We start from the raw sequence: 14074 nt of genomic DNA, 5'->3' as shown, positions 1-14074 counted from the left end.
ATGAAGCGCGCCGCCGCCCTGGGCACCCTGGCCACCGTCGTGGGCTTCCTCGCGTTCGTCGAATTCACCAGCGGCGTGCTGCAGGGCTACTACACGCCCATGCTGACCGACATCGCGCGCCATCTGGACATCCACGACGCCGACGTCAACTGGCTCGAGGGCGCGCAGCTGATGCTGTCGGCGCTGGTGGTGCCCGCGTTCGCCAAGCTCGGCGACATGATCGGCCACAAGCGGATGCTGCTGATCTCGACTGCACTGACCGCCGCGGCCGCACTCGTGCTGCCGTTCACCGACTCGTTCGGCATCTTCCTGGCCGCATGGGCGCTGATGGGGTTCTACGTCGTCTGGCTGCCTCTGGAGATCGCGCTGATCTGGTCCCGGTCCCGGCGGATGGAGGGACGCTCCATCATCACCGCGCGAGCGGCCGGACTGCTGGTGGCCGCGCTGGAACTGGGTGCGGTCGTCGGCGCACTGGTCGGCGGCGCGCTCGTCGATGCCCTTCCCCTCACGGTGGTGCTGCTCGTCCCGGCGATCCTGATCGTGGTGTGCTTCTTCGTGATCCTGTTCGGGGTGCAGGAGTCGCCGGAGCCGACCGGTGGTGTCTTCGACACCGTCGGGCTGGTGCTGATCTCGGTCGCACTGATCTGCTTCACCGGCGGACTCGGGATGCTGCGGCTGGAGGGCGGCATGGCCAATCCCTGGTCGTGGGGGGTCGTGGTACTCGGCGTCGCACTGGTCGTGCCGTTCGCGCTCTGGGAGCTGCGCCACGAGGACCCGCTCATCGACGTCCGGATGTTCCGGTCCCCCGCCCTCGGGCCGGTCTTCCTCACGGCGGGGCTCTTCGGAGTCAGCGTCCTGGGCGCGCAGGCACCGCTGTCGACGTTCGCGCGGACCGATCCCGGCCAGTACGGCTACGGACTGGGCACGACCGGTTTCGCGACCTCGCTCATCATCGGGGTCTACCTGATCGCCATGATCACCGGCGCCCTGCTGTTCCCGCTCATCGCCCGGCTCACCGCGCCTCGGCTCACCCTCATGGGCGCATCCACTCTGGTGGGCATCGGATTCCTCCTGTTCCTGCCGTTTCACGACACGTACATCCAGGTCATCGCGAACATGGTGATCGTCGGCCTCGGCTCGGGCGCTCTGGTCGCCGCGCTGCCGGCGGCCGCGGCATCCGCTGCGCCGGCGACGCAGACCGGGGTCGCGACGGGCCTCACCAACTCGGTCAAGACGGTCGGCGGCGCGATCGCATCGTGCGTGTTCGGCATCGCACTGCTGCACGGTGCTGTCTCGGGTGCGACCGAGGGCACGGCCGGCTCCCTGGCCGGCTACGTCACCGTCTGGATCGTCTGCGGCGTCACCGCGCTGATCGCGGCCGCCGCCCTGGCGTTCGTGCCGAAGACGGCGTTCACGGACCGGGCGGTCGCCGAGGCGGCGTCCGCGCCGGCGGTTCCGTAGCAGCGCGGAGGGTCAGTCCCCGAGGCGGTTCTTGGAGCGCATCGCCCGCTCGGCTTCGCGCTTGTCCTGCCGCTCGCGCAGCGTCTGGCGCTTGTCCCACTCGTGCTTGCCCTTGGCGATCGCGATCTCGACCTTGGCCCGGCCGTCCGAGAAGTACAGCTTGAGCGGCACGAGGGTGTAGCCGCCGGCCGAGACGGCGTGCGAGAGCTTGATGATCTCGTCCTTGTGCAGCAGCAGCTTGCGGACGCGCTTGGTGGCGTGGTTAGTCCAGTGCCCCTGCGAGTATTCGGGGATGTGCACGGCATCCAGCCAGGCCTCGCCGCCGTCGATGTACGCGTACCCGTCGGAGAGGTTGGCGCGACCCTGCCGCAGCGACTTGACCTCGGTGCCGGTCAGGACCAGTCCTGCCTCGTACGTCTTCTCGATCGAGTACTCGTGGCGTGCGCGACGGTTGGTCGCGACGACCTTCTCACCGCGTTCCTTGGGCATCACGACACTCCTGCTGGTACCGGCCGGACGGATCCGGGCGCCGTGCGGGCGCACGGCAGCCTGTCAGTGTAGCAACTGCGCGGTGCAGCCGCCCGATCAGGCCCGCAACCACCTCCGGATCGCGAACCCCGCCGACAGAGCCGCGAGCACCCCGCCGATCAGGATCAGGAACGGGACCACGAGCCATGCGTCCTGCACACCGACCCAGGTGGTGACGAAGTCGACGCGCTGCCGCAGGTATTGATCCACTCCGAAGTGCACGCCGGCGAGCACGGCGACCCCGGCCAGCACCGAACCCAGGAGCGCCGCGAACACGCCCTCCAGGATGAAGGGGGTCTGGATGAAGCGGTTGGATGCGCCCACCAGCCGCATGATCCCGATCTCCCGCCGTCGCGCGTATGCCGACAGGCGGATGGTCGTCGCGATCAGCAGCACCGCGGCGATCAGCATGAGCACCGCGATTCCCACCGCGATGTAGGTCGCGACCGTCAGGGCGGAGAACAGTGGCTCGAGGTACTGCAGTTGGTCCTTGACCTCTTCGACGCCGTTCATGCCCTTGAACGCTTCGACGAGCACCTCGGACTGGCTCTGGTCGACGAGGTTGATCCAGTACGTCTCGTTGAGCTGCTCGGGGGTGATGACGCTGGCGTAGTCATCGCCGAGCAGCTCGATCACGTTCGCGTACGCCTCCTCACGGTTCTCGAAGCGCAGATCGCGGATCAGCGGCGCCAGCGCGGGACCGTCGAGCTTGGCGTCGACCTCGGCCAGCTGATCGTCGCTGGCCACGCCGTCCACGCACGTCGGCGCTTGTGAGATGGCCGTGCACATGTAGATGGCGACCTGGGCGCGATCGGACCAGTAGTCCTTCATCTGCCCGATCTGCATCTGCATCAGCATCGCGGCGCCGACGAAGGTGAGCGAGACGAACGTGACCAGCACGACCGAGATCACCATCGACGCGTTGCGGCGGAGGCCGGACAGCGCCTCAGAAAGGACGAGACCGACCCTCACGATGTCGGCCCCACTTCATCGTCGGGATGCGTCTGGCCGAGCCCGAGGCGATCCGCCAGTCCCAGCTCGGCCACGTCGACTTCGGCGATGTCCGCGATCGGGACCGGCTGCGTGCGCGGTGCGCGCGTCTCAGCCGGCGGTTCCGGCGTCGGCTCGGAAACCGGCTCGGAAGCCGGCTCGGAGTGCTGCGGCGCTGAGTCGTGCGGCGCGGAGTCCTGCGGCGCGGAGGCGGGCTCGGTGACGTTCGCCGACGGTGCGACCGGTTCCGCAGCGGAGGGCGCGGCATCCGCTCGCACCACCGGCTCTGCGGCGGCCGCGGTCACGTCGTGGCCGTAGGCCGAGGAGACGGCCGCGGATGCCGACATCGCCGTCTCGCGCTGAACTTCCAGCACCGCGGTCAGCGCGGCGACCGCAGCAGCACCCTGCTCGGGTCCGGGCGCCAGGCTCGGCAGGCTCGAGGTGTCGCCGTAGCCGCCGTGCCGTTCGTCGCGGACCATCTCGCCGTCGGCCAGTTCGATGACGCGCCGCTTCATCTGATCCACGAAGCCCGCCTCGTGCGTGGCCATGACCACGGTCGTGCCGCTGGAATTGATGCGCGCGAGCAGCTGCATGATGTCGACCGAGGTCGCCGGGTCCAGGTTTCCGGTCGGCTCGTCCGCCAGGAGCACCTGTGGACGGTTGACGAGTGCGCGCGCGATCGCGACGCGCTGCTGCTCGCCACCGGAGAGCTCGTGCGGGAACCGCTTCTCCTTGCCGGCGAGACCGACCAGTGCCAGCACCTCGGGGACGGCCTGCTGGATGAATCCGCGGGATGAGCCGATGACCTGCAGCGTGAACGCGACGTTCTGGAACACCGTCTTGTTCGGGAGCAGCCGGAAGTCCTGGAACACCGCCCCGACATGCCGGCGGAAGTAGGGCACCTTGCGGTTGGAGAGCGAGCGCAGGTCGCGGCCGAGTACGACCACGCGGCCGTCGCTCGGGGTCTCTTCGCGGAGGATGAGGCGCAGACACGACGATTTGCCCGAGCCGGAAGCGCCGACGAGGAAGACGAACTCCCCGCGCAGCACTTCGAAGTCCACATTGCTGAGGGCCGGCTTCGCCGTGCCGCGAAAGCGTTTCGTGACGTTCTCGAACCGAATCATGGCCTACTGAGCCTAAGCGGGGCGGACTCGGACACGACGAGCGACACCCGGGGTGCGGCATCCGGCCTGAACCTCGGCGATGAGGATGCCGCGGCATCCCGCCCGGGACCGTGGGTCAGTCGTCGGTGGGGCGCTTGCGCCAGCGGATGCCGGCAGCGATGAACCCGTCGAGGTCGCCGTCGAACACGGCGGAGGGGTTGTTGACTTCGTAGTCCGTGCGCAGGTCTTTCACCATCTGGTACGGCGCCAGCACGTAGGAGCGCATCTGGTCGCCCCAGCTGGCGGTGATGACGCCGGCGAGGTCCTTCTTGATCGCCGCTTCCTGTTCCTTCTGGAGGATCATCAGGCGCGACTGGAGCACCCGCATCGCGGCGGCCCGGTTCTGGATCTGCGACTTCTCGTTCTGCATCGACACGACGGTGCCGGTCGGAAGGTGGGTCAGGCGCACGGCGCTGTCGGTCGTGTTGACCGACTGGCCGCCGGGGCCGGACGAGCGGTACACGTCCACGCGCAGGTCGCTCTCCGGGATGTCGACCTCGACGGCCTCATCCAGGAGCGGGATGACCTCGACGGCGGCGAAGCTGGTCTGCCGCTTGCCGGCCGAGTTGAACGGACTCATCCGCACCAGGCGGTGCGTGCCGGCCTCGACGCTGAGCGTGCCGAAGGCGTACGGCGCGTCCACCTCGAAGGTCGCCGACTTGATGCCGGCCTCCTCCGCGTAGGAGGTGTCCATGACCGTGACGGGGTACTTGTGCTGCTCGGCCCAGCGCAGATACATGCGCAGGAGCATCTCGGCGAAGTCCGCGGCATCCACTCCGCCGGCGCCCGCCCGGATCGTGATGACAGCCGGACGCGCGTCGTACTCGCCGTCCAGCAACGTCTGCACCTCGAGCTGGCCGACGACGTCCTCGAGTTCGGCGAGTTCGTGACGGGCTTCTTCGGCGGCGTCCTCGTCGTCCATCTCGTTGGCCAGTTCGACCATGACCTCGAGGTCGTCCAGGCGCCGGTCGATGCTGTTGATGCGGGCCAGCTCGGACTGACGGTGACTCAGGGCGGAGGTGACCTTCTGCGCCTTGTCGGTGTCGTCCCACAGGTCGGGGGCACCGGCTTCTTCGCTCAGCCGGGCGATGTCGGCGGTCAGCGCATCGACATCGACCACCGACTTGATGTCGGTGAAAGTGGAGCGCAGCGCCTGGATGTCGGCGGAAAGATCGAAGTCAAGCATGACAGCTCCAGACTAACGTGGATGCAGTGACCGACCGCGCAGCCTCCATCCTTCTGCGCTTCGGGCCGATGATCTACGGCCCCACCGTGCTGTTCGCCCTCGGTGAGGGCGCCGTCATCCCGCTGATCCCGATCATCGCCGCGCGGCTCGGCGCAGATGTCGCCCTGGCCGCCCTCGTCGCATCGGCGCTGGTGGTCGGTCAGCTCTGCGGCAACCTGCCGGCGGGGTGGGCGGTGGCGCGCATCGGCGAGCGGCTGACGATGGCGATCGCCGGGACGCTGTCACTGCTCGGCGTGGTGGGCATGGTGTTCGCGCCGGTCCTGGGCGTCTTCGCGGCATCCGTGTTCCTCATCGGCTTCTGCGCGGCCGGGTTCGGGCTCGCGCGGCACTCGTTCATGACGACCCGCGTGCCGCTGGCGTTCCGCGCGCGTGCACTCTCGGTTCTGGGCGGAACGTTCCGGCTCGGCATGTTCGTCGGACCCTTCGTCGCGGCGGGTCTGCTCGCACTGTTCGGTGACGAGCATGCGGCGATCTGGTTCTTCGGCGGATGCCTGGTCGCGACGGTGCTGCTGGTCCTGTTCGGCCCCGATCCGGAGAAGCAGGTCGCCGTCCAGACCCGCCCGAATCCGGACTCCTCGATGGCCGAGGACACCGGCGAGGCGGTGACCGGCTCGATCCCCACGTCCGAGCGAGTGGGGGTCTTCCGCACGATGTGGCGGTTCCGCACGGTGCTGTCCCGCCTCGGCCTGGCCGCGGCATCCCTCTCCGCCGTCCGGTCGGCACGGCAGGTCGTGCTGCCGCTCTGGGGCTTCTCGATCGGACTGGATGCGCAGACCATCGCGCTGGTCGTGGGCATCTCGGGGGCGATCGATTTCGCACTCTTCTACGCCAGCGGTCAGGTGATGGACCGTTTCGGGCGCCTCTGGGCGGCGCTGCCGGCGATGGTGCTGATGGGGCTGGGCTTCCTCGCCCTCGCCGTCACCCACGACCTGGACTCCTCGGCGATGTGGTTCGCGATGTTCGCCGCGGTGCTCGGAGTGGGTAACGGGCTCTCCAGCGGCATCCTGCTCACACTGGGGGCGGACGTCTCGCCGAAGTCCGATCCGGCGCCCTTCCTCGGCTCGTGGCGGACACTCACCGACGCGGGTGGGGCGCTGTCTCCGCTGCTCGTGTCCGGGATCACGGCGGTCTGGTCGCTGTCGATCGCCACCGGCGCGGTGGGCGTCATGGCGCTGCTGGGTGCGGTTGCGTTCGTGCGCTGGGTGCCCCGGTTCGTGCCGCGCGTGCGGGAGTGAGCTGAAACGCCGGTCCGCGTGCGTGCCCGCCTATACTCGGGCCTGACGTGACGGCGGAGGGGGAAGCCATGCTGTTCGTGTTCCTTGCTCTGTATGTCGCTCTGGGCATCGGGTGCATCGCCGTCGGGATCATCCGGCGCGAGCGGTCAGCGGTGGCATGCGGCATCATCGCCGTCGCGATCGCTGCGGGGTCGCTGATCGCGTGGATCCTCTACGTCGCCGGCGCCACGCACTGGACGATCTCGGCGCTGCAGGCGGTGCTCTCACCGATGCCCGAGTCGCTGGTTCAGCCCGACTCCCTGGAGTCGACCGGGCAGGGCATCGGCGTTCCGGGGTTCGCGGTCGTCGTGGTTGAGCTGGTCGTCTCCATCGCGATCTGGGCGATCCCGGTCCTGGGAATCGTCAGTGCCACGCGCGCACCACGGCCCGGCTCCGTCCCGCGCAGCGAGACGGTCTAACGCAGCGCCGTCCGGCTGGTCGCGGTCGCCTCCAGCGCCACGCCGTCGGGCACGAACAGCGCGATGACCGGCGGCCGCCACGTTCCGGCGACCGTCACCCGCGCGGAGACACCATCCGGCGTTCCCGCGTCGACCACGACAGCGTCGTCACCCAGCTCGCCCACGACGGCCTCGGCCTGCTCGCGCACCCCATCCGAGGTCAGTTCCGCCTTCGGCTCCTCCCCCTCGACCACGAACGTGAACCCGTCCGCTCCGGCCAGGGCGGCCGCGTCAGCGAGCGCATCCAGCCGCTTCTGCGCCAGGTACAGGCTGGTCGCGTCCACGCAGACGAGCACGACCATGATCGCGAGAAGCGCGTAGCCGAGGGTCAGGATCAGGATGCTCCCCTCGTCGCCGGCGACTCCCCTCCGCGGCATCCACAGCGGCACGGCCCGCAGGCGCGCACTCATTCCGGCTCCCAGAAGCGCGACACCTTCTGCACAGCGGATGCCTGAACCGGCACAGCCGCGAAGCGGTCGAGTCCGAGCACGGGCGGCACCAGGGGAAGCGTGACGCTCGTCGTGAGGGTCACCACGAGCGTGGCGCCGGCTTCGGGGCACGTGGCGCCGGCCGGCCGGCACTCCAGTGCGACGCGGACCGATTCCGGATCCAGTCCGTACTCATCCACCACCGAGCTCAGGATCCGGTCAGCGCCGGCGCGCGCGGCGTCCGCGTCCTCTGCGACCGAGAGGGCGCGAGCGATGTGCCGCGCGCCGGCCTCAGCCCCGAGAGCCTGCCCTTGGATGAGACCGAGCGAAACGACGAGGTACACGAGGGGCACGAGGAGCACGACTCCGACGAGGATGAACTCGAGCGCCGCCGATCCCCGCTCGTTCTCACTCGAAGGATTCCAGCGGTGCATGCGCCGTCACCTCCATCATGCGGGGCGGGCCGAGCAGCCCGACGAGCGGCAGCGGCGCCCGCACGCTGATCCGCACGGTGGGCTCTCCGAGTTCGCCGGACTCCTGCACTGTGATCTCCGCGGCGTACTCTCCGCCGACCGTGCGGGTCACGATCTGCCGGGTGCGCTGGATGCCCTCATCCAGCGCAGTGTCCGCCAGCGCAGCGTGATACGCGCCCTCGACCGCGGCGTCGTGCACGACGTTGCGGACGTATACGACCAGCCCGAACTGGATGACGCCCAGCGTGAGCAGCGTCAGCAGCGTGCCGACGAGGACGAACTCGACGGGGCTCGACCCGCGCTCGTCCGCCACCATCGCGGCGAACCTGCGACGGATGCCGACTCCCCCGGGCGCGTGCACGGGCTAGAGGCCCGACACCCGCTCGATCGCCTGCTGGAACAGGTCGGCGAGCGCGGGACCGGCCAGGGCCCAGATGACGACGACCAGCCCGGCCGTCATCAGCGTGATGAGCACCCAGCCGGGGACGTCACCGGTCTCATCGTCGTACGCGTCCTGCGCGACGGCGCGCAGCCGGTGCACCACGCGCTCGAGAGGGATGCGGATCATGGGGTTCTCCTTCCGGCGTCAGCCGATTCCGAGTCGAAGCATGAAGATCCCCGGAAAGACGGCGAACAGCACGCTCAGGGGAAGGATGAGGAACACGAGCGGTACGAGCATGTAGATCTCTTTGCGCCCGGCCTGTTCGATGAGTGCGCGCTTGGCGTCCTCACGCGCGTCGAGCGCCTGGGAATGCAGGACGTGCGCGAGCGGCGCACCCCGGTCGATCGCGGCGACGAGCTGATCGATGCTGCGCGCGAGTGCGGGTGTCTGCAGCCGGGCGGACAGCGCACTGAGCGCCTCGGAGAGCGGCGAACCGGTTCCGACCGCCAGCACTACGCCGCGCAGCTCGGCGGCGAGCTCCCCGGCACCGGCGGTGCCCACCCGCCGGAGCGAGTCGAGGATCCCCTCACCCGCCGACAGGCACAGCGCCAGGAACTCCAGCACCGTGGGCAGCTCCTCCTGGATGCGCCCGACGCGAACCCGAGCGGCGTGGCTGAGGCGGGCATCGTAGGCGACGGCGGCGATCACGCCGGTCAGGGGTGGCAGCAGAACGGTCGCACCGGACGCGCGCCCCAGCAGGACGAGAGCGACCACGCCCGCGCCGCCCAGAGCGATCCCTGCGATGGACCACCCCAGCTGCCGACCGCGGAAGGCCGCGGCATCCATCGTCCACCCCGCCTGGTGAAGACGCCGGTCAAGCGCGGCGGACCCGCCGGCCAGACGGGCCACGCGGTCCCGCAGCCCGTGCCACAGCTCGCCGAGGGCCGCGGAGCGCGCATCGAAGGCGGGGGTGAGGCCGCGCGGATCCGTGACGTCGCGGATGTACGGCGCAATGCGTCGCGCAAGGGAGGGGGCTCCCCACCGCGGCGCCAGGGAGACGAGCAAGCAGACCCCCAGGCCGAAGGCGCCGCCGAGCACCATGGCGAAGGCGATGTCGGTGCCGCCCACGGGGGTCACCCGAACCACCGCCGAGGCTCCGGCAGACGGCCGATGCGCAGCATGACGCGGTACGCCGCGAAGGACACCGCCGCCCCCGCCAGGATGAGGATGACACCCTCCGGGCTGCTGTAGGCCCGCGCGCCCTCCGGTCGCATCGCGAGCAGGGCGAGGATCACCCAGGGCGCGGCCACACCGAGCACCGCTGCGCCGCGGATCCACGACTGCCGCGATTCGACCTCGGCACGCAGGGCGGCGTCCGCGCGGACCGACGCGGCGAGCGCACGCAGAACCGGTGTGAGCTCGGTTCCGCCGACCTGACGGGCCATCCGCAGCGTCTCCACGATCCGATCGCCGACCGGGTCGGCGAGGGCGCGCTTGAGCAGCTGCGCGCTCGAGTCGAAGTGCCCGGATGCGGCGATGTCGCGGGCGAAGGCGGCGAACGGGGGTCGCAGCGGTGCGGGCGCGGACTCGGCCAGGCTGGCGACGGCATCCGGAAGCGACATCCCGGCCCGTACCGACGCGATCAGCAGGTCGCAGACGTCAGGCCACAGCGCGCGACGGGAGCGCAGCAGGCGCGAGCGTCGTGCGCGCAGCCACCCGAACGGCGCCAGCGCCCCCACGACGCCGGCGACCAGGGTCAGGGCGCCGACCTGAGTGAACAGCCAGGCGGCAGCGGCCAGGACGGCCGCGCTGCCGGCCGAGGCCACGATCGCACCTGCCGGCGGGACGCGCGGGAGTCCGGCTGATTCGAGCAGTCTAGCGAGGTGTCCGGGTGCAGCGGGCGTGGGTGCGACGGCACGCGATGGCCAGACCCACGGCGAGACGACCAGCAGGATGCCGGCTGCCAGTGCTGCGCCCCAGACGAATGTCACGATGCCTCCGCGCGGTACAGCGTCGTGGCCTGGACGGTGCCGCCGGCCACACCGGCCGGCTCCACCAGTTCGACGACCCGGCGCCGGCCGGACGCATCTCGTTCGCAGTGGGCGACCAGATCCACGGATGCCGCCACCGCGGGCAGCACGAACCCCGAGTCGATGTTGCGCCCGGCCAGCAGGGGCAGCGCGGCGAGTTTGGCGAGGGCCTCGCGCGCCGAGTTGGCGTGGATGGTCGCCGCCCCCGGCACGCCGGTGTTCAGCGCCAGCAGCAGGTCGAGCGCTTCGGCATCGCGCACCTCGCCGACCACCAGCCGGTCGGGGCGCATGCGCAGCGCCTCCTTCACCAGGCGTCGCAGGCTCACCTCGCCGGTGCCTTCCAGGCTGGGCTGCCGGCCCTGCAGGGCGACCAGGTCCGGCGCGTCCACGGCCAGCTCGAACGTCTCCTCGACGGTCACGATGCGGTGTTCCGGCGGACACGCCCCGATCAGCGCTGCCAGCAGCGTCGTCTTGCCGGCGTGGGTGGCTCCGGAGATGAGGATGCTGCGGCCCGTCTCCATCGCCTGCCTCAGCAGCCGGGCGGCCGGTGGCGCGATCGAGCCGGCCGCGACGAGCCGGTCCAGGTCGCGGTAGGCCGGCAGGAACTTGCGGATGTTGACCGACCAGTGCCGGCGGGTGATGTCGGGGATCACGACGTGCAGCCGGCTGCCGTCGGGCAGCGAGGCGTCCACGAACGGCTGGCTCAGGTCGACGCGGCGGCCGGTGGCATGCAGCATCCGCTCCACCAGGTCGCGCACGGCGGCATCCGTCAGCGCCAGCGGCACCCGTTCGGCCACGCCCTCGCGGGCGATGAAGATCCGGTCCGGCGCGTTGATCCACAGCTCCTCGACGGTCGGATCGTCGAGGTAGGCCTGCAGCGGACCGTACCCGGCGACCGCGGCGAGCACATCGCGCACGCACGACGCCTCGTCATCGACGGGGTCCAGCCCGCGGGCGAGGGCGAAGTCGTTGTGGCGGCGCACCTCCGCGCGGGCGATCCGCGCGGCCAGCTCCGGATCGCGCGTGGGATCGGCCAGTTCCGCCCGCAGCCGGTCGCGCACGCGCTCGGCCACCACGGCGGCGGTGGTTCCGGCGGGAGCGAACGCGAGAGTCACGCGAGCATCCTCGCAAGCACCGGAGGGTCGCCGGAGAAGTTATCCACAGCAGGCGAGCGAAGTGCCGGGCCCGGGCCGTGCGAGCGATTTCGTCCCTCGCGGATGCGAGCGGTGCGTCGGAGGGGCAGGATGGGAGGACCAGCGAAAGGGGCACCATGACCACGCTCACCAAGAAGCAGATCACGCCCGGAGGGCGCGTTGCGCTCGGCATCCTGGGGGTGATCCAGGCGGCCTACGCCTTCCTCGCGTTCTGGGATCTCGCGCATCGCTCCGAGGACGAGATCCGCGGACCCAAGCCGATGTGGATCCCGGTGATCCTGGTCAACTGGATCGGACCCACCGCCTACTTCTTCGTGCACCGCAGCCGCCGCTGAGCCGCCGTCCACCGACTCCCCTGTCACAACACGCCGAGCGGGACAGCAGTGTGCGACAGGCGAGCGGCTGTGCCGGGTTGCCGGCCGCCGGGCCGCCCGGTCGGGGGCCGGCCCCCCAGCGGCCCCAGAGCCTCGCAGATAGACTGATCGCACCCGCGGGAGTGGTGAAACTGGCAGACACGCAGGATTTAGGTTCCTGTGCCTCCGGGCGTGTGGGTTCAAGTCCCACCTTCCGCACGCGCATTCGCGCGCGATCCACCCTCCGTGGCCATCGCAGCTGACCGCCGACCGAAACGACCGACGGGAACCGTCTTGCACCCCACCGCCCTCATCCCCTGGCTCGACCCTGAAACGATCATCGCGGCGGCCGGCCCCTGGGCACTTCTGGTGGTGTGCTTCATCGTCTTCGCCGAGACCGGGCTGCTCGTCGGCTTCCTCCTCCCCGGTGACACGCTCCTGGTGATCGCGGGTCTGCTGACGAACACGAGCAACATCTTCGGGCTCAACATCTGGGCGGTCTCCCTCCTGATCGCACTGGCCGCGTTCGTCGGCGGCGAGGTCGGCTACCTCATCGGCCACAAGGGCGGGCCGGCGGTGTTCGAACGCAAGGAATCCGGAGTCTTCAGCGTCAAGAACGTGGAGCGGACGAACGCGTTCTTCGAGCGGTTCGGCGGGCTGACGATCATCCTGGCCAGGTTCGTGCCGATCGTTCGCACCTTCGCCCCGGTCGCGGCCGGTGTCGGCCACATGCCGTGGCGCCGGTACACGCTCTACAACTTCATCGGCGCCATGCTGTGGGGCTTCGGGCTGACGATGCTGGGCTACCTGATCGCGTTCATCCCGTGGGTGCGCGACCTGGTCACCGAGTACATCGACATCATCCTGCTCATCGCCGTCGGCGGCACGGCGCTTGTGACCCTGTGGCACTACTTCAGCGAGCGCCGCAAGGCGAAGAAGCTCGCAGCCGCGGGCGCCGACATCATCACCGACCCCGAAGAGGCACGCGAACTGGTCCTGGACCCCGAGGTCTTCGAACGCGGCCCGGAGCACCCGAACGCCGAGGACGGGTCCCCCAAGCCGTAGCCGTTCGCTGCCTTCCGGCGCTGTTCAGGAGGCCTTGGCCGCCTTCTTCGCCGGCGTCTTCTTGGCCGCGGTCTTGGCCGTCGAACTCTTGGCAGCCGAAGTCTTCGCGGTGCTCTTGGCCGGCGCCTTCTTCGTCGTGCCCTTCTTCGCGGATGCCGTGTCCGAAGCCTTCGCGGCGCCCTTGGCCCCGGCATCCTTCCCGCCGGAATCCTTTCCGCCGGCGCCCGAGCGCGCCGCGCGGCTGCGCTCGACGCTGGCCCGCAGCGCCTCCATGAGGTCGATGACCTCGCCGCCCTTGGCCTCTTCCTCCTGTTCGCCGAACGTCTCGGACGTGTCCAGCGCATCGCCCTGCTCGAGCTTCGCCTCGATCAGGGTGCGCAGCTCGTCCTGGTACTCGTCGGAGAACTCGGCGGGATCGAAGTCCGCCGCGAAGCTCTCCACGAGGGATGCCGACATCTCCAGTTCCTTCGCCGAGATCCGCACCGGCTCGTCCAGCGCTGGGAACGCGGCCTCGCGCACCTCGTCCGCCCACAGCAGCGTCTGCAGCACGAGCACGTCCCCGCGGACGCGCAGCGCCGCCAGCCGCGTCTTCTGGCGCAGCGAGAACCGTACGATCGCCGTGCGATCGGTCTGCTCGAGGGTCTTGCGCAGGAGGACGTATGCCTTGGGCGAGGCGGAGTCCGGCTCGAGGTAGTACGCACGATCCAAGGTCAGCAGATCGACCTGCTCGGTCGGCACGAACTCGACCACGTCGATCTCTCGGCTGCGCTCGGCCGGCAGGGAGTCGAGGTCTTCTTTGGTCAGGACCACGGTGCGCTCGCCGTCGTCGTACGCCTTGTCGATGTCCGAGTACGGGACCACTTCGCCGTCGATCTCGCAGATCCGCTGATAGCGGATGCGGCCCCCGTCTTTGTTGTGCACCTGATGCAGCGCCACGTCATGGTCTTCGGTCGCGGAGTACACCTTGACCGGGACATTCACGAGTCCGAACGTCAATGCACCCTTCCAGATCGCTCTCATCGCACCAGTACACACCTGCCACACCCGTCCCGGCTAGTCGAGCTTGTGC

The 14074-nt window shown here is 69.9% G+C and carries 17 protein-coding genes and 1 tRNA gene; 6 read left to right on the top strand and 12 right to left on the bottom strand.

Annotated features, from left to right (window positions below; translation table 11 throughout):
* A complete protein-coding gene (locus tag QNO12_RS06265; RefSeq protein ID WP_257501895.1) occupies positions 1-1461 on the top strand; it encodes an MFS transporter in 1461 nt (486 codons plus the stop codon).
* A 12-nt stretch (positions 1462-1473) separates the two neighbouring features.
* On the opposite strand, the gene smpB is transcribed toward QNO12_RS06265, so the two are convergent.
* The 4 genes from smpB to prfB all read right to left on the bottom strand — a co-directional run bounded on the left by smpB (position 1474) and on the right by prfB (position 5328).
* Positions 1474-1950, bottom strand: a complete 477-nt coding sequence (gene smpB / locus QNO12_RS06260) for an SsrA-binding protein SmpB (RefSeq protein WP_257501894.1) — start codon at positions 1948-1950, stop codon at positions 1474-1476.
* 96 nt (positions 1951-2046) lie between these two features.
* Positions 2047-2961: a permease-like cell division protein FtsX gene (gene ftsX, locus QNO12_RS06255; RefSeq protein WP_257501893.1), complete on the bottom strand. Its 915-nt coding sequence runs from the start codon at positions 2959-2961 to the stop codon at positions 2047-2049.
* Positions 2958-4103 (bottom strand): cell division ATP-binding protein FtsE, encoded by a 1146-nt coding sequence (gene ftsE, locus QNO12_RS06250; protein ID WP_257501892.1) that lies wholly within the window; start codon positions 4101-4103, stop codon positions 2958-2960. Before ftsE ends, ftsX begins: the two co-directional genes overlap by 4 nt.
* A 115-nt stretch (positions 4104-4218) precedes the next feature.
* Positions 4219-5328, bottom strand: coding sequence for a peptide chain release factor 2 (gene prfB / locus QNO12_RS06245; protein WP_257501891.1), 1110 nt, complete (start codon positions 5326-5328; stop codon positions 4219-4221).
* Between the two features lie 68 nt (positions 5329-5396).
* On the opposite strand from prfB, the gene QNO12_RS06240 reads away from it, so the two are divergent.
* Positions 5397-6623, top strand: a complete 1227-nt coding sequence (locus QNO12_RS06240; RefSeq protein ID WP_257501945.1) for an MFS transporter — start codon at positions 5397-5399, stop codon at positions 6621-6623.
* A 47-nt stretch (positions 6624-6670) separates the two neighbouring features.
* Positions 6671-7081, top strand: a complete 411-nt coding sequence (locus QNO12_RS06235) for a hypothetical protein (RefSeq protein ID WP_285178335.1) — start codon at positions 6671-6673, stop codon at positions 7079-7081.
* On the opposite strand, the gene QNO12_RS06230 is transcribed toward QNO12_RS06235, so the two are convergent.
* From QNO12_RS06230 to QNO12_RS06200, 7 genes are read right to left on the bottom strand one after another with little or no spacing between them, the layout of a single operon-like run.
* Positions 7078-7530 (bottom strand): pilus assembly protein TadG-related protein, encoded by a 453-nt coding sequence (locus tag QNO12_RS06230; RefSeq protein WP_306820596.1) that lies wholly within the window; start codon positions 7528-7530, stop codon positions 7078-7080. The genes QNO12_RS06235 and QNO12_RS06230 overlap by 4 nt on opposite strands.
* Entirely contained in the window at positions 7527-7982 is a 456-nt protein-coding gene (locus QNO12_RS06225; RefSeq protein WP_257501889.1) for a TadE family protein, read from the bottom strand. Before QNO12_RS06225 ends, QNO12_RS06230 begins: the two co-directional genes overlap by 4 nt.
* On the bottom strand, positions 7957-8337 hold the full coding sequence (locus tag QNO12_RS06220; RefSeq protein ID WP_306820627.1) for a TadE/TadG family type IV pilus assembly protein: 381 nt from the start codon (positions 8335-8337) through the stop codon (positions 7957-7959). The genes QNO12_RS06225 and QNO12_RS06220 overlap by 26 nt, the downstream gene beginning before the upstream one ends.
* Before the next feature lie 48 nt (positions 8338-8385).
* On the bottom strand, positions 8386-8589 hold the full coding sequence (locus tag QNO12_RS06215) for a hypothetical protein (protein ID WP_257501887.1): 204 nt from the start codon (positions 8587-8589) through the stop codon (positions 8386-8388).
* A gap of 18 nt (positions 8590-8607) precedes the next feature.
* Entirely contained in the window at positions 8608-9549 is a 942-nt protein-coding gene (locus tag QNO12_RS06210) for a type II secretion system F family protein (RefSeq protein WP_257501886.1), read from the bottom strand.
* On the bottom strand, positions 9537-10394 hold the full coding sequence (locus QNO12_RS06205) for a type II secretion system F family protein (protein WP_257501885.1): 858 nt from the start codon (positions 10392-10394) through the stop codon (positions 9537-9539). Before QNO12_RS06205 ends, QNO12_RS06210 begins: the two co-directional genes overlap by 13 nt.
* Positions 10391-11548: a TadA family conjugal transfer-associated ATPase gene (locus QNO12_RS06200; protein WP_257501884.1), complete on the bottom strand. Its 1158-nt coding sequence runs from the start codon at positions 11546-11548 to the stop codon at positions 10391-10393. The genes QNO12_RS06205 and QNO12_RS06200 overlap by 4 nt, the downstream gene beginning before the upstream one ends.
* A gap of 155 nt (positions 11549-11703) precedes the next feature.
* On the opposite strand from QNO12_RS06200, the gene QNO12_RS06195 reads away from it, so the two are divergent.
* From QNO12_RS06195 to QNO12_RS06185, 3 genes are all read left to right on the top strand, one after another.
* The gene (locus tag QNO12_RS06195) at positions 11704-11922 is read left to right on the top strand and encodes a PLDc N-terminal domain-containing protein (RefSeq protein ID WP_257501883.1); all 219 of its coding nucleotides are present in this window, start codon (positions 11704-11706) and stop codon (positions 11920-11922) included.
* A gap of 155 nt (positions 11923-12077) precedes the next feature.
* Positions 12078-12159: transfer RNA gene (locus QNO12_RS06190), tRNA-Leu, on the top strand.
* 75 nt (positions 12160-12234) lie between these two features.
* Complete coding sequence (locus tag QNO12_RS06185) at positions 12235-13005, top strand: DedA family protein (protein WP_257501943.1); 771 nt, start codon at positions 12235-12237, stop codon at positions 13003-13005.
* A 24-nt stretch (positions 13006-13029) separates the two neighbouring features.
* Here QNO12_RS06185 and ku read toward each other — a convergent pair whose 3' ends face one another.
* A complete protein-coding gene (ku, locus tag QNO12_RS06180) occupies positions 13030-14025 on the bottom strand; it encodes a non-homologous end joining protein Ku (RefSeq protein ID WP_257501882.1) in 996 nt (331 codons plus the stop codon).
* Positions 14026-14074: the final 49 nt, after the last annotated feature.

Source organism: Microbacterium sp. zg-B185, assembly GCF_030246885.1.
In the GTDB taxonomy this organism is placed as follows: Bacteria; Actinomycetota; Actinomycetes; order Actinomycetales; family Microbacteriaceae; genus Microbacterium.
Note: the sequence above shows the minus strand (reverse complement) of the source record. Positions and strands in the feature narration are given on the sequence as shown.